A 14,923-nucleotide genomic window follows, 5' to 3' on the forward strand; every position below is an offset into this window, starting at 1 on the left:
CTACTGCGCGTACGACAGCGGCAGCGCGGTCGTGAACTTGATCTCCTCCATCGCGAAGCTGGAACTGACGTCGAACAGCTCGGTGTCGGCGATCAGCCGCTTGTAGACCTTGTCGTAGGCCGCGATGTCGGGCACCACCACGCGCAGCAGGTAGTCGATCTCGCCGCTCATGCGATAGAACTCGACGATCTCGGGGATCACGTCGACCACGGCCTTGAAGCGATCGAACCAGGCCTGCGTGTGGGTGCTGGTGCGCACGGCGACGAACACCGTCACGCCGACGTTGACCTTCTGCGGATCGACCAGCATCACGTTGCGCGTGATCACGCCGGCTTCCTTGAGCCGCTGGATGCGGCGCCAGCACGGCGTCTGCGACAGGCCGACCTGGCTCGCGAGATCGGCGATCTGGCGCCCGGCGTCGAGCTGCAGCAGCTCGAGAATCTTCCTGTCTATGGCGTCCAGTTTTATCTTTGCCATGAAAAATAGAATCTGATTCTCAAAATCGAGGTAAATCGAGTCTACAACGCAAGCCTTTTCCTGTCGCGGCTTCGCAGAATCGAGGCATGGACATCTACCTCGACGCCAACGCCACCACCCCCGTTCTGCCCCAGGCCCGCGAGGCCGCGCTGGCCGCCATGGCCGGCGATTTCGGCAACCCCAGCAGCATCCACAACACCGGCCTCAAGGCCCGGGCGCTGATGGACGCGGTGCGCGAGCGCGCCCGCCGCGCGATCGGCGCGCCGACGGGGCGGCTGCTGTTCCTCAGCGGCGCGACCGAGGGCATCCAGACCGCCGTGCTGTCGGCCCTGAACGCGCTGCGCGCGCGGCGCCAGACCGGCGAGAGCGTGCCCGAGCTGCTGCTCTACGGCGCCACCGAGCACAAGGCCGTGCCCGAGGCGCTGCGCCACTGGAACGCGCTGCTGGGCCTCGACCTCGAGGTGCTGGCGATTCCCGTGGGCCGCAACGGCCGCCACGACCTCGACTGGCTGCGCGCCCACGCGCCGCGCGCCGGCATGGTCTGCACCATGGCCGCCAACAACGAGACCGGCGTGGTCAGCGACCTCGACGGCATCGCGGCCGCGCTGGTCTGCAGCCCGGCGCTATGGATGGTCGACAGCGTGCAGGCGCTCGGCAAGCTGCCGCTGCGCCTGGGCGAGCGGCCGATCGACTACGCGCCCTTCTCGGGCCACAAGCTCTATGCGCCCAAGGGCATCGGCCTGCTCTACGTGCGCGAGGGCGCGCCCTTCACGCCGCTGATGGCCGGCGGCGGCCAGGAGGATTCGCTGCGCTCGGGCACCGAGAACATGTCGGGCATCGCGGCGCTCGGCGCGGTGCTGGCCGCGCTGGAGGAAGGCTTCACCTTCCGCCGTGCCGACGCGCTCGCGGCCTGCCGCGACCGCCTGGCCGCCGCGCTGGCCGAGGCCTTCCCGGGCCTGGTCTTCAACGCGCCGCGCGCGCTGTGCCTGCCGACCACGCTGAACTTCTCGGTGCCGGGCCTGAGCTCCAAGCTGCTGCTGGACCTGTTCGACGCGGCCGACATGCGCGTGAGCGGCGGCTCGGCCTGCGGCGCGGCCAAGGCCCGGCCCAGCTACGTGCTCGAGGCGATGGGGCTGCCCGCCTGGCAGACCGCGTCGGCGGTGCGGCTGTCCTTCGGCCCGGCCAGCGACGATGCCTTCATCGACGAGGCCTGCGCGCGCATCCGCGCCTGCGGCGAGTCGCTGCGCCAGAGCTGCCTGGGGCCGGTGCCGCAGAACGAGGCGCAGCCACCCGAGCGCCTGACCCGCTTCGTGGTGGACGGCGCCTGCTGCTACCTGCTGGCCGATGCCGAGAGCCGGCGCTGCGTGGTCATCGATCCGCTGCCCGAACTGAACGCGCAGCTGACCCAGTGGCTGGGCTGCCACGGCTACACGCTGGCGGCCGTGCTCGACACCCACAGCCATGGCGACCATGCCTCCTCGGGGCCCGAACTGCGCACCGCCGTGCCGGCGCGGCAGCTGGCACCGGGCGCGGTGGATGCGCTCGGCTGGCCCGAAGGCGCGACGCAGATCGCGCTCGGCGCGCTGCGCCTCACGCGGCTGGCCGTGCCGGGCCACACCGCCGACTCCACCGTCTACCTGCTGCGCGACGCCAAGGGGCTGCGCCTGGCCTTCGTCGGCGACACCGTGATGCCCGGCGCGCTGGGCCGCAGCGATTTCGCGCAGAGCCGGCCGCTGGCCTTCGGCCCGTCGCTGCTGAAGCTGCAGCGCGCCCTCAAGCCCGACACGCTGCTGCTGCCGGGCCACGACTACGACGACCGCTTCGCGAGCACGCTGGTCACCGAGCGCATGGCCCAGCCGCTGCTCGACGACGTGCTCGACGGCCACCTCGACGCGGGGGGCTTCGCGAGCGCGAAGGCGGCGCTCGAGCGCGACCTCGGGCTCACCGAGTACCGGACCATGGCCTGCGGCGCGCGGGTCGACCGCTGCGCCGGCGGCGCCGGCAGCGGCATGCCCGAGCTCTCGCCCGAAGCCTCGGCCGCGCTGCTGCGCAGGCATCCGGGCCTGCTGCTGGTCGACGTGCGCGAGCCCTACGAGCAGCGGCTCGGACAGCCGGGCGTGCTCGACGCCGCGCGGCGCCAGGCCGTGCCGCTCTCGCGGCTGCTCAACGCCCTGCCCGACTGGCTGGCGCTGCCGAACGAAACGCCGATCCTGTTCTTCTGCCGCAGCGGCAACCGCAGCGCGCAGGCGGCACGCGCGCTGCGCCGCCTCGGCCATGCGCAGGCCTGGAGCCTCGCGGGCGGTCTCGCGCTGTGGCCGCGCCATGCCGCGGACGAAGTGCGCACCTTGCACGAGGCAGTGCATTGATGCGCGCGCGGTCGGGGAACCTTCGCCGCTTGCCCGAACCGCATTCACGCTCACAACGATGTCAGGGACCGTCTCGATGAACCTCCGCCGCCGCCTTCTGCTCGCCACCTGCACCTGGGGCGCCACCGCCACCATCGGCCATGCCCAGACGCGGCGCGACGATGTCGCGGGCCGCTTCAAGAAGATCGAGGGCTTCGACTTCGACAAGCTGCCGCTCCAGGACGCGATCACGCTGGTGCATGGCAACGGCAAGCGCCGCATCGCGGTGTTCTCCGATCCGCGCTGCGGCCACTGCCAGCGCGTCGACAAGGACCTGAAGGCGATCGGCAACGTCACGGTCCATGTCTTCCTCTATCCGGTGCTCGGCGAGGAATCGGTGGCCAAGGCGCGCAACATCCTGTGCAGCGCCCGACCGGCCATGAACTGGGAGCAATGGATCGAGAAGGGCATCGACCCCGGCGCGCCCGCGGGCCGCTGCGATGCCTCGGCGCTGCAGCGCAACGCGGCGCTGGGCAAGCGCTACGACGTGAGCGGCACGCCCACGCTGATCTTCGGCGACGGCACGCGCGTGCCGGGAGCGATACGGGCGGCGTGGATCGAGCAGTTGCTCGACGCCGCCGAGCGTCGCTGAGGCCCTAGTCCACCAGCGCGCCTTCGCGCACCCTGCGCCCGACGACCTGCGCGCCGCCCTGCGACAGGGTCACGCCCACCACCTGCCCGCCCTCGCGCTGGAACACGATCTGCGCGCCGATCTCGCCCACCGTGAAGCGGTCGGTGCCGATCGGCTTGAGCGGGTTGTAGCCGCGGCCGCTCTCGCGCACCAGCAGGCGGCCGCCGCGCACGGTGAAGTCGAGCGACTTGGACTTGGTGACGCGGTACTCGCCGCGGTACTCGGCCAGTTTGTCGGCATCGACCGGCACCTCGACCGTGGGCGCCGGGTAGCGGCTCTTGCCGATCGCCAGCATCACGCGCTGCAGCGGCGCGCGCGTGTTGCTGCTCAAAAGGATCATGGCCTCGCCGGTGTCGGGCGCGAGCAGCCACAGGGTGCGGTAGCCCTCGGTGACGCCCGCGTGGTAGTAGGTGCGGCGGCCGCCCTCGGCGCCGCGCACCATCACCGCATAGCCGATCTCGGCGCCCTCGTAATTGGCCAGCGGCGTGAGCAGCCGCACCGCGGCCGGCCCGAAAGGACCGCTGGCGCCGGCGAGGATGGCGCGGCTGAAGACCATCATGTCGGCCGCGGTGGAACGCAGCGCGGCGATCGGCGCATAGGCCTTCATGTCGAGCAGCGACTGGCGCCGGTCGCCCGCGAAGGCCGGCGCCATGCGCGAGGCCTTGTCGCCGAGCAGGATCACGGTGTCGTTCATGCCCAGCGGCTCGGTGATGCGCGCGCGCACCAGCTCGCTCCAGGTCGTGTTGTAGCGGTCGGCCACCAGCAGGCCGACCAGCGCCATGCCGTAGTTGCTGTACGCGCCCGCGCAGGGCGGCGCGGCGCCCAGCAGCTTGATGCGCGGCAGCGCGTCGTAGAACTCCTGGCGTTCGAAGGCGCGCATCTGCGAGGCCAGCGCCGGGCCGCCGGTCACGCCGTCGGCCATCACCGGCATGCAGCCGGTGTGGGTCACCAGCTGCCGCAGCGTGACCGAGGCCACCGCCGGCGACAGCGACGCCTTGATCTTGCCGGCCATCAGCTGGCCCAGGTTGTCGTCGAGCTTCATGTCGCCGCGCTCCACCGCCTGCGCGAGCAGCAGGCCGGTGAAGACCTTGGTGACCGAGCCGATCTCGAACATCGGCTGCTCGGCGCTCTCGGAAGACAGCGCGCGCGGCGGCGTGGGCGGCTCGGGGTTGTAGGCCGCCCCGTAGCTGGCCTTGCCGCCGCGCAGCAGGCCCACCACCACGGTGCCGCGCTCGGCGTCGAGCGCGGTGCGCGCGATCAGGGCCGGGTCGCTCGCGAGCGAGAGCGCGGCGCCGGGCGGCGACTGCGCGGCGGCGGGGCCGGCCAGCAGCAGCGCCAGCGCCGAGGCCATGGACAGCAGCGCCAGGCGCCGGAGCGAGGCTTGGGGGCCGCGGGAGAGAAGCCGCATCGTCGATTCCTCGGGCAGGGACACAGGCCCGGATGGTGCCACGCCGCGAAGGCCTTGCCCCGCCCCGCCACAATCGCCCCATGCGTGCATTGCTCACCACCTTCTCCTGGCAGGAACTGCGCCACCACCCCTGGCGCAACGCGGCGGCGGTGCTGGCCGTGATGCTGGGCGTGGCGCTCGCGTTCTCGGTGCAGCTCATCAACGCCTCCGCGCTCGACGAGTTCTCGAGCGCGGTGCGCTCGGTCAACGGCCAGCCCGACCTCGAGCTGCACGCGCCGCAGGGGGGCTTCGACGAGGCGGTGTTCGAGACGCTGGCGCGCCATCCGCAGGTGACGCTGGCGAGCCCGGTGCTCGAGTTCCAGGCGCTCGCGCTGGTCGCCGCAACGCCCGATGGCGAGGAACGGCAGGTGCCGCTGCGCGCGATCGGCGTCGATGCCCTCGCGCTGCCCGCGATCGCGCCGGCGCTGATGCCGCAGCCCGATGCGAACGCCGAGCGCTTCGCGCTGTTCGCGCCCGGCCTGGTGTTCCTCAATGCCGCCGCGCGCAGTGCGCTCGGCCTGCCCGCGCAGGCGCCGGCCGGTGCCGAGGAGAGCGTGCGGCTGCGCAGCGGCGCCGACTGGCAGCGGCTGCGCGTGGCCGGCCACGTGGCGGCCGGCGGCGGCGCGATCGCGGTGATGGACATCGCCACCGCGCAGGAGCGTTTCGGCCGCCTCGGCCAGCTCAGCCGCATCGACCTGCGGCTGGCCGCCGGCACCGACCGCGCGGCCTTCATCGCGGCGCTGCAGGCCATGCCGGGCTGGCCCGCCGGCCTGCAGTTCGCCGAGCCCGGCGATTCGGCCGAGCGCGTGAGCAACCTCTCGCGCGCCTACCGCGTCAACCTCACGGTGCTCGCGCTGGTGGCGCTGTTCACCGGTGCCTTCCTGGTGTTCTCGGTGCTCGCGCTCAGCGTCGCCAAGCGCGCGCAGCAGTTCGCGCTGCTCGGCGTGCTGGGGCTCACGCCGCGCCAGCGGCTGCGGCTGGTGCTGGCCGAGTCGCTGGTGCTCGGGCTGATCGGCAGCGTGGCCGGGCTCGCGCTCGGCACCGCGCTGGCCGACGTCGCGCTGCGCGTGCTCGGCGGCGACCTGGGCGGCGGCTACTTCGAGGGCGTGGCGCCCACCTTGCACTGGAGCAGCGCCTCGGCCCTGCTCTACGGCGCGCTCGGCGTGGCGGCCGCGCTGGTGGGCGGCTGGTGGCCCGCGCGCGCGGCGCAGGCGCTGCCCGAGGCGCAGACGCTCAAGGGCCTGGGCGCGCCGCCCGCGCAGGGCCGCAGCCACTGGCTGGCGCTGGGCCTGATCGCGCTGGGCGTGGCGCTCGCCAAACTGCCCGCGATCCGCGGCGTGCCGGTGGCGGCCTACCTGTCGGTGGCCTGCCTGCTGGTCGGCGGCATCACCGCGCTGCCCTGGCTGATCGCGCTGCTCTACGACCGCATCGCACCGCTGCTGTCGCGCCGCGTGCTGCCGATGCTCGCGATCGAGCGCGCGCGCCGCATGCGCGGCACCGCGGCGGTGGCGGTCAGCGGCGTGGTCGCGAGCCTCAGTCTCGCGGTCGCGCTCACGGTGATGGTCGCGAGCTTCCGCGACTCGGTCACGCACTGGCTCGACATCGTGCTGCCGGCCGACCTCTATGTGCGCGCCACCTCGAGCGGGCGCGGCGGCAACAGCGGCGCCGAGAGCAGCACCGACACCGCGACCTTCGCGCCCGCGCTCGTGCAGGCGCTGTCGCGGCTGCCCGGCGTGGCACGCAGCGGCACGCTGCGCACGCGCTCGCTGCAGCTCGATACGGCGCAGCCCGCGGTGACCCTGATCTCGCGCCACCTCGAAGGCGGCGTGGCGCAGGCGCTGCCGCTGGTGGGCCGCGCGCTGCCGGTGCCCGAGGGACAGATCGGCATCTACGTGAGCGAGCCCATGGTCGAGCTCTACGGCGCCAGGCCCGGCAGCAGCTTCGCGCCGCTGTCGAACGCGCTGGCGCCCGCAGCGGGCGGCGCACCGGCCACCTTCTTCGTGGCCGGCGTATGGCGCGACTACGCGCGGCAGTTCGGCGCCATCGCGATCGAGGCGCGCGACTTCGAGCGCCTGACCGGCGATCGCGACGTCAGCGACGTCGCGCTGTGGCTCGCGCCCGGCGCCTCGGAAGGCGCGGTGCAGGAAGCGGTGCGTGCACTGGCGGCGCAACGCGCGGGCTCGGAAGTAGAGATCGCATCCGTCGGCCAGATCCGCGCGGTCTCGCTGCGCATCTTCGACCGCAGCTTCGCCGTCACCTACTGGCTGCAGGCGGTGGCGATCGCGATCGGGCTGTTCGGCATCGCCGCGAGCTTCAGCGCGCAGGTGCTCGCGCGGCGCAAGGAGTTCGGCCTGCTCGCGCACCTGGGCTTCACGCGCGCGCAGGTGCTCGCGGTGGTGGCCGGCGAAGGCGCCGCCTGGACCGCCATCGGCGCGGTGGCCGGACTGGGCCTGGGCCTCGCGGTGTCGGTGGTGCTGGTGAAGGTGGTCAATCCGCAGAGCTTCCACTGGACCATGGACCTGCTGCTGCCCTGGGGCCGGCTGCTCGCGCTGTGCGCGGCCGTGGTGGCCGCGGGCACCGTCACCGCGTGGATGGCGGGGCGGGCCGCGGCCGGCAAGGATGCGGTGCTGGCAGTGAAGGAAGATTGGTAGGCACTGGTTCGCGCAGGCAAAAAAAAGCAGGCACGCGACCTGCGGATGTCCGCGGTCCCGTGCCTGCCGGCGCTTTGTCTGCGCGCCTTTTCCCCCTGCTCCCTTTTCTTTTTATCGGCTGAAGACGACCGGCTCGCGCCGGCCCTCGTTCATGCCGCTCAGTTGCAGTACTGGGCGTTCGCGTCGGTGTTGACTTCCGGCGGCTTGTTGGCCAGGAACTTCTGGACCGGCACGACCGTGGCGTTGCAGTTGTCGTCGGTGCGCAGGTCGAAGACGTGCCAGTAGCGCGTCGAATCCGTCACCTCGCCTGCCGGCGGCGAGAAGACCGACTGGGCGCCGCGGTTGCTCAGTTCCACGCGCGCGGGCGATCCGGTCTGACCTGGGTCGTAGGTGTCGGAGAAGTTGTAGACGAAGAAGCGGTAGGTGCGATTGCGCGCGAGCTTCGCGAAGGTCGTGTACTCGGGACCGAAGCTGTCCACGTCGTCCACGTCAAGGCCGATGAACGGCGCGGCCGCGAGCGAGCCCTTGTTGGCGTAGTAGACCTCTTCACCGACATTCGCGCCCATCGTGTGGGAATCGAGGTCGTAGGGCCGTTCACCCCAGGTCAGCTTGATCGACATGGCCGAGCTCGTCAGCGTGAGGCATCCACCGAGCGTGATGTCCTGGTCGCCCAGCGTCGCATTCGCCGCATTGGAGAGTTCGGCATTCTTGCTCGCCACCACGAAGGCTTCGCTGCTGCGCTTGGCCGGTACCGAGAACTCGCCGTTGGCATTGGTGACGGCCGAGCCGACGCCGCTGTACGACTTGCCTTCCGACGCCACGACCGCACCCGCGACGCGTTCGCCCGCCGCGTTCTGCACACAGCCGTTGACGCGCACCGTGTTGTAGATCTGGTCGGCGTTCCAGGTCGTGAAGTGCGTGACCGTGCCTTCGTAGTACTGGTTGGGCGCGGTGCCCTGCAGGCTCGCGCTGCCCTCTTCCACCCACAGGCCCGTGGCCGTGTTGTAGAAGAACAGCGGCACCGTCGGCGGCAGCGCGGCGCTGCGCGACGACGGCGCGATGCGCACGGTGGCGCTCACGCCCTGCGCGAGCTTCAGCGGTGCGCCGTCCGCATCGACGAAGCTGGCGTCGAGCGCGCCGAAGCTCTCCATCGCCGCGGGCTCGCCGCTGGTGGCCGCGAGGTAGTTGCCGGGCATCAGGTTGACGTTGGTCGCGGGTGCGATCGGCGTGAGGCGGCCGGTGACCTGGCCGGTGGGCGTGCTGCCGTCGGCGCGGCGCAGCGCATTGGCGGGCAGGCGCACCATGGCGGTCGATCCCGGCACCGCGAGGTCGCGCGCGGCGCCCGGGTTGAAGGTGTCGCTGAACGCCACCGGCAGCATCGGAATGTTGATGACGGTGCTGGCCTCGGCCGGCGCGAGCGCGGCGGTCGAGCGGCTCTGCGGTGCGAAGCCGTTCTTCTCGTAGCTCAGCAGCACCGAGGCGCCATTGGTGATGCCTTCGAGCGTGTAGGAGCCATCGTCCGCGGTCGTGGCGCTGACGCCGCCGGCCGTGACCTTGACCTGCGCGATGCCGGCGCCGTCGAGCGCATTGGTCACGCGGCCCGTGACCTTCGCATCCTTGCGTGCGGGCGTGCCGGGACCGCCAGGGCCGCCCGGGTCGCCGGGGTCACCGCCGTTCTGGCCGGGCGGCAGGAACCCGAAGCCCGAGCCTCCGCCCCCGCCGCCGCACGCGGCAACAGCCAATGCGACCGCCACGGCGGCCACTGCAAATTTGAATCTCATGGGTTCTCTCCCCCTCTGTAGCAACTGGTCGATGAATGCGGCTGCAATGCAGCGGCGTCGGATTCCGATGCGCGGCATCGCAGGCCATGCATCGAAGGGGACCGAGCGTATGCATCGCGGATCGCATCCAACAGTGCCAAAAGTCATGCGCATGCAACGGGCGTTGCATGCGACAAGGGGAAGTGAATACGGAAGACTTCGCGGCATGCGTGCATCGCCGCGCGCAGGCAATGCAACCCGATTGCGCTAAGCGTTCCAGTCGATCAGGCCGGTGCCGCTCCAATGGCCGAACGACGTGAGATCGAGCTTGGGCCGTGCGATGCGGCGCCAGGTCGCGACCATGTTCATCACGCGGATGTCGTCGAACACGACCAGCGCATGCGCGGGCAAGTTCAGCGTGGCGAGGTTGTCGAGCATCCTTGCCTCGGTGTGGCCGTCCTTGGGTCCGTCGACGAAGACCAGGTCGGCCGCCTCGAACAGCGCGCGATGCGCCTCGATGCCGCCGGGCGCGGAGATGTCGTGCAGCACCTGGCGCACGCGCCCGTGCTCGAAATCGCCGGGCGCGAGCCAGGTCTGTTCGAAGCCGTGCCAGGGATGCAGATCGAAGGTGGTCACGCTGCCGCCCGCGGGCAATTCCTGCGCGAGCGCGAGCGTGCCCATGCCGGTGAAGGTGCCGATCTCGACGACGCGCATCGGCTTCAGCGTGCGCACCAGCGCGGCGAGCAGGCGGTAGTGCTCGCCGGGCCAGGTGTCGAACCAGTGCGGCTCGCTCGAGGGGCGGCCGTCGTAGACGCTCAGCGCGATCTCGCGCGCGGCCGAGGCGGCGCGCAGCGCGATGTCGAGCAGGCGCGCGCTGGGCCGCGCGGGCTCGTCGTCGAGGCTCGCGATGACCGAGATCTCCTTGTGGCGCGCCGGTACCTCGGCGAGTCGGCGCTGGAGTTCGTCGAAGGTCATGGTGCGGGCCCGATGCAAAAAAAGCGCAGTCTAGGCTCCGCTGCACGGCTTCACGGCGCGGGCGTCAAACGAATCCGCTCCACCGTTTCCTTTTCCACGGCCGCGCGGCTGTAGACCAGCGGCACGTACTTGCCTTCGAGCCACAGCGGCGCGAGGTCGCGGTAGTTGGGGCTGTCGGGGTTGCCCGACTGGCCCGGCGTGTTGATGACGCGCGAGGCATCCCAGTTGCCCACGTCGAGCACCATGCGGAAGGACGCACCCGAGGTCAGCCGATAGTCGCTCGCGCGGTAGCTCGCGGCCATCGGCGTGAAGGCCGAGCCCGACATCGGCCAGTCGCCCACGTCGAGCTTCCTGCGCGTGGCCGCATCGACGATGCCGCCGAGCGGATGGCGGAATTCGGCGCGGTGCAGCGCGCCCCACTTCCAGGCCACCGGGTCGGGGCCGAGCTTGTTGCTCAGTTCCTGCATGGCGGGCGCGATGGTCTGCACCAGGATCGCATCGCGCTGCGCGTTGCTGACCCAGCCGAACGGGCTCTCGAGCAGCAGGACCATGCGCGTGTTGTCGCCCGGCAGCGCGTACTGCATGGCCGACTCGCCCGCGCCGGCCTTGAGCACGGCCTGGCGCAGCGGCTTGCTGCTCCAGACCTCGTAGAGCGCGGCGGCCGCGCTGTCGCGGTCCATGGTGCCGTCCCAGCCCTGCAGCAGCGCGAGGCCGGCCGCGGTCTGCGCATCGCTGCTGCCCAGGCCAGCGAGCAGCTTGAGCAGGCGCTGCGCCGGCGTAGCGACGATGTCGTTCTGCATGCGCTGCGAATCCTCGAGCGTGAAGCGCTGGCCCGCGGCCACCTTCGCAGCGAACAGCTCCTTCAGGCGCCGCGCGCGCGCCGCGTCGCTCCATTCGTAGCCGATGCCCTTCTTCGCGGCCGGATGCTCGCTCGGGATGTTGTTCTCGTTCGCGGTCACCACGTAGCCGCGCGCGGGATTGAACTCGGAAGGCAGCTCGTCGCCGTTGCGGAAGCCCGACCATTCGTAGCGGCCGTCGCCCGGCACCGGCATCAGGCCATCCCAGTTCGGGCGGATCGGCGTGAGGCCGCCGGGAATCCAGCCGATGTTGCCGTTGCGGTCGGCATAGACCTGGTTCTCGCCGGGCGCGCCCCAGCGGTTCATGGCGGCGCGGAACTGGTCCCAGTTGCGCGCGCGCATGTAGTCCATCGAACCGAAGTACGGTGCCATGCCGGGCTCGAGCCAGGCCGCGCGCAACGCATAGGCGCGGCGCTTGCCGGGCTCCGACAGCAGCACCGGCCCGTGGCGCGTGAATGTGTTGACCAGCTCGCGCGGCACGCGCTCGCCCTTGACCGCGATGCGCTCGGTCACGCGCAGCATCGGCTCCCAGCGGCCCTGGTAGCGGTACTCGTTGGGATTGCGCGGATTGAGCTGGTAGACGTAGAGGTCCTCCTGGTCCATGTAGAAGCGCGTGAGACCGAAGGCGATGGTGCCGTTGTGGCCGATCGACAGGCCCGGCAGGAAGGGCTCGCCGGCACCGATGGCATCCATGCCGGGCGCGCTCAGGTGCGTCATGTAGCGCAGGCTCGGCGCGCCGTGCGCGCGATGCGGATCGTTCGCGAGGATCGGCCGGCCGGTGGCGCTGAGCTTGGGCGCGATCACCCAGTTGTTGCTGCCGTAGGCGGCGGTGGGGTCCCCCTGCTCGGCCCGTGCCTCGTCGCCTGCCTGCGACACCGCGAAGCTGCCGGGGCCCGCGCCCTGCTGCGGCAGCAGCGTGTTGGCCTTGGTGAACTGTGGTGACTCGGTGGCGCGCAGATAGGCCGCGCGCAACTCGGTGGCAGGAATGGTGCAGGGGTCGAGGCCCGGCGGCACGCGCGGATTGACGGGCGGGTCGAGCTCGCGCCGCAGCCAGTCGGCCTTGATGCCGGGGCCGCCCGCGCAGTAGGCACGCGCGCGTTCGATCTCGGAGGTGAGGTTGAGCGTGAGGCCATGGTGGCGGATGCGCACCACGTCCTCGGGCGACCAAGTCGCGGGCTGGTAGCCGAGCAGCCTGAACTCCGGCGGCAGCAGGTCGGGCTGCGCGCGCACCTGCGCCACGTAGGCATTGACGCCGGCCGTGAAGGCCTCGGCCACGCGCTTGGCGTCAGAGCCGTAGGCCAACCACTCGCGGTACATGTCGCCGCGATAGAGCACGGCGCGCGCGGCGCGGTCGCTCTCGACCCAGGCGGGACCGAAGTCCTGCGCCATCTCGCCGAGGCCGCGCTTGCGCCACAGGTCCATCTGCCAGAGCCGATCGCGCGCCGCGATGAAGCCCTGCGCGACGAAGGCGTCGTATAGCGTGCCCGCGTAGAGGTGCGGCACGCCCCAGCGGTCGACCAGCACCTCGGCCGGCTTCTCGAGGCCCGGCACGGCGAAGGACGAGGGCGCGCGTGGCGGCGTGCTCGCCGACGGCGGCGCTTCGGCGGGCGGTCCAGAAGCGCAGCCCGCGAGCGCGAGCAGCACGGCCAGCGGCACGAGCCTCGGGGCGAGGGAACCGGAACGGGGGGATGCGATGCGCCGCGCGACAGGGCGCGGGCTGGGCGTGCGCTTCATGGATCTCGTCTCCTTCTTTTTATGGGCCGGCCCACGGTAATCGCTTTCGCACGCGCGTGGGTTACAACGCGTGACGAGGGCGCTTGTAGACTCGTGCGGCCATGCCACCCGCCCTCCTGTCGCGCCGCGACCTCCTGCTCGCGGCGCTCGCTGCCTCTTCAGGCCTCGCGCCCGCCTGGGCCCTGCCGCCGCGCACGCTGCAGTTCCCGCGCGACTTCGGCAGCCATCCCGAGCTGCGCACCGAGTGGTGGTACATCACGGGCCATGCGCAGGCCGAGGGCGATCGCGCCTTCGGCTTCCAGGTCACCTTCTTCCGCTCGCGCGTCGACGCCACGCAGGGCATGCGCTCGAAGTTCGCGGCGCAGCAGCTGGTGTTCGCGCACGCGGCCGTCACCGACCTCGAGGGCCGCGCGCTGCGACACGACCAGCGCATCGCGCGCGCGGGCCTCGGCGGGGCTTCGGCCAGCGAAACCGACACCGCGCTGCGTTTGCGCGACTGGTCGCTGCTGCGCGCCGCGGACGGCTACACGGCGCGCATTCCCGCCAGCGGCTTCACGCTCGAGCTGCGCTTCGCGCCCACCCAGCCGGTGCTGCTGCAGGGCCGTGCGGGCCTGTCACGCAAGGGGCCCGACGAGGCCCAGGCCAGCTACTACTACAGCGAACCGCAGCTCGCGGCACAGGGCCGCATCGTGCTCGACGGCCGGCCCTTCGCGGTGCGCGGCAAGGCCTGGCTCGACCACGAGTGGAGCGAGGCGCTGCTGCATCCCGAGGCCGTGGGCTGGGACTGGATCGGCATGAACCTCGACGACGGCGGCGCGCTCACGGCCTTCCACCTGCGCCGCGCCGACGGCAGCGCGCTGTGGTCGGGTGGCTCGTTCCGCGCGAGCGACGGCACGCTGCGCGTGTTCGGCCCCGACGAGGTGCGCTTCGAGGCCGGCCGTTCCTGGAACAGCCCGCGCACGCAGGCGCGCTACCCCGTGCAATGGCGCGTGCGCACGCCCGCGGGCGAGTTCGAGGTGCGCGCGCTGCTCGACGACCAGGAGCTCGACAGCCGCGGCTCGACCGGTGGCGTGTACTGGGAAGGCCTGAGCGACCTGCTTGATGGCCAGGGCAAGCGCCTGGGGCGCGGCTACCTGGAGATGACGGGGTACGTGGCGCCGTTGAAGCTCTAGGCCGGCGCCCGCACCCGTGCCTTCATCGGGCCTTGCGCCGATCGATGAAGGCGATGATCTCGCCCATGATCCCCTTGCGGAAGGCGAGCACGCAGATCACGAAGATCAGGCCCGTGACCATGGTCACCGACTCGCCCAGCGTGTTGAACCAGTCGATGGTGGTGATGCGCGCGAGCAGGTTGCCCAGTTCGCCGATCTTGTTCTCCAGCAGCACCACCACGGCCGAGCCCACCAGCGGGCCCGACAAGGTGCCCAGCCCGCCCACCAGCGTCATCAGGATCACCTGGCCCGAGGCGGTCCAGTGCACGTCCGACAGGGTCGCGAAGCCCAGCACCAGCGTCTTGAGCGAACCCGCCAGCCCCGACAGCGCCGCCGAGATCACGAAGGCCAGCAGCTTGAAGCGCGCCACGTCGTAGCCCAGCGACAGCGCGCGCGGCTCGTTCTCCTTGATGCCCTTCAACACCTGCCCGAACGGCGAGTGGATGGTGCGCACGATCAGCAGGAAGGCGGCAGCCACGATCGCCAGCGCGACGTAGTACATCGTCAGGTCGTTGCTCAGGTCGAGCAGGCCGAACAGCTTGCCGCGCGGCACGCCCTGCAGGCCGTCCTCGCCGCCCGTGAACCTCGCCTGCAGCGCGACGAAGAACATCATCTGCGCCAGCGCCAGGGTGATCATCGCGAAGTAGATGCCCTGGCGGCGGATGGCCAGCACGCCGAACAGCCAGCCCAGCAGCGCGCCCACCAGCGTGCCCGCGATCAGGCCCAGCTCGGGCGTGAGGCCCCAGACCTTGATCGCATGGCCGGCCACGTAGGC

Annotated in this window: 10 protein-coding genes; 4 read left to right on the forward strand and 6 right to left on the reverse strand. The window is 71.5% G+C overall.

Annotated features, from left to right (window positions below; translation table 11 throughout):
• Complete coding sequence (locus AC07RV_RS34845) at positions 1–462, reverse strand: Lrp/AsnC family transcriptional regulator (protein ID WP_064262233.1); 462 nt, start codon at positions 460–462, stop codon at positions 1–3.
• 101 nt (positions 463–563) lie between these two features.
• On the opposite strand from AC07RV_RS34845, the gene AC07RV_RS34850 reads away from it, so the two are divergent.
• Positions 564–2,843 carry an aminotransferase class V-fold PLP-dependent enzyme gene (locus tag AC07RV_RS34850; protein ID WP_296777150.1) on the forward strand — a complete coding sequence of 760 codons (2,280 nt, stop codon included), beginning with the start codon at positions 564–566 and terminating at the stop codon, positions 2,841–2,843.
• A 76-nt stretch (positions 2,844–2,919) separates the two neighbouring features.
• Complete coding sequence (locus AC07RV_RS34855; protein WP_296777146.1) at positions 2,920–3,474, forward strand: DsbC family protein; 555 nt, start codon at positions 2,920–2,922, stop codon at positions 3,472–3,474.
• Between the two features lie 4 nt (positions 3,475–3,478).
• On the opposite strand, the gene AC07RV_RS34860 is transcribed toward AC07RV_RS34855, so the two are convergent.
• Positions 3,479–4,921, reverse strand: coding sequence for a serine hydrolase domain-containing protein (locus tag AC07RV_RS34860; RefSeq protein ID WP_296777143.1), 1,443 nt, complete (start codon positions 4,919–4,921; stop codon positions 3,479–3,481).
• 80 nt (positions 4,922–5,001) lie between these two features.
• Here AC07RV_RS34860 and AC07RV_RS34865 point away from each other — a divergent pair, with 80 nt between their 5' ends.
• The gene (locus AC07RV_RS34865; RefSeq protein ID WP_296777140.1) at positions 5,002–7,611 is read left to right on the forward strand and encodes an FtsX-like permease family protein; all 2,610 of its coding nucleotides are present in this window, start codon (positions 5,002–5,004) and stop codon (positions 7,609–7,611) included.
• 158 nt (positions 7,612–7,769) lie between these two features.
• Here the strand turns inward: AC07RV_RS34865 and AC07RV_RS34870 are convergent, their stop codons facing one another.
• From AC07RV_RS34870 to AC07RV_RS34880, 3 genes are all read right to left on the reverse strand, one after another.
• Entirely contained in the window at positions 7,770–9,392 is a 1,623-nt protein-coding gene (locus AC07RV_RS34870) for a carboxypeptidase regulatory-like domain-containing protein (RefSeq protein WP_296777137.1), read from the reverse strand.
• Positions 9,393–9,638: 246 nt separating this feature from the next.
• Positions 9,639–10,346: an O-methyltransferase gene (locus tag AC07RV_RS34875; RefSeq protein ID WP_296777135.1), complete on the reverse strand. Its 708-nt coding sequence runs from the start codon at positions 10,344–10,346 to the stop codon at positions 9,639–9,641.
• Between the two features lie 50 nt (positions 10,347–10,396).
• A complete protein-coding gene (locus tag AC07RV_RS34880) occupies positions 10,397–12,937 on the reverse strand; it encodes a penicillin acylase family protein (RefSeq protein WP_296777132.1) in 2,541 nt (846 codons plus the stop codon).
• Between the two features lie 101 nt (positions 12,938–13,038).
• Between AC07RV_RS34880 and AC07RV_RS34885 the strand changes: the two genes are divergently transcribed.
• Positions 13,039–14,109 carry a lipocalin-like domain-containing protein gene (locus AC07RV_RS34885; protein WP_296777129.1) on the forward strand — a complete coding sequence of 357 codons (1,071 nt, stop codon included), beginning with the start codon at positions 13,039–13,041 and terminating at the stop codon, positions 14,107–14,109.
• A gap of 22 nt (positions 14,110–14,131) precedes the next feature.
• Here the strand turns inward: AC07RV_RS34885 and AC07RV_RS34890 are convergent.
• Positions 14,132–14,923, reverse strand: a 792-nt coding sequence (locus AC07RV_RS34890) for a branched-chain amino acid ABC transporter permease (protein WP_492715422.1), incomplete at its 5' end; no start/stop codon positions are given.

It is taken from the genome of Variovorax sp. GW821-FHT09B01, from assembly GCF_059418345.1.

What these genes read in the sequence shown, in the direction of transcription:
- AC07RV_RS34850 (WP_296777150.1), top strand. Translation starts at nt 564, where the DNA reads ATGGACATCTACCTCGACGCCAACGCCACCACCCCCGTTCTGCCCCAG.
- AC07RV_RS34885 (WP_296777129.1), top strand. Translation starts at nt 13,039, where the DNA reads ATGCCACCCGCCCTCCTGTCGCGCCGCGACCTCCTGCTCGCGGCGCTC.
- AC07RV_RS34875 (WP_296777135.1), bottom strand. Translation starts at nt 10,346, where the DNA reads ATGACCTTCGACGAACTCCAGCGCCGACTCGCCGAGGTACCGGCGCGC.
- AC07RV_RS34855 (WP_296777146.1), top strand. Translation starts at nt 2,920, where the DNA reads ATGAACCTCCGCCGCCGCCTTCTGCTCGCCACCTGCACCTGGGGCGCC.
- AC07RV_RS34860 (WP_296777143.1), bottom strand. Translation starts at nt 4,921, where the DNA reads ATGCGGCTTCTCTCCCGCGGCCCCCAAGCCTCGCTCCGGCGCCTGGCG.
- AC07RV_RS34865 (WP_296777140.1), top strand. Translation starts at nt 5,002, where the DNA reads ATGCGTGCATTGCTCACCACCTTCTCCTGGCAGGAACTGCGCCACCAC.
- AC07RV_RS34870 (WP_296777137.1), bottom strand. Translation starts at nt 9,392, where the DNA reads ATGAGATTCAAATTTGCAGTGGCCGCCGTGGCGGTCGCATTGGCTGTT.
- AC07RV_RS34880 (WP_296777132.1), bottom strand. Translation starts at nt 12,937, where the DNA reads ATGAAGCGCACGCCCAGCCCGCGCCCTGTCGCGCGGCGCATCGCATCC.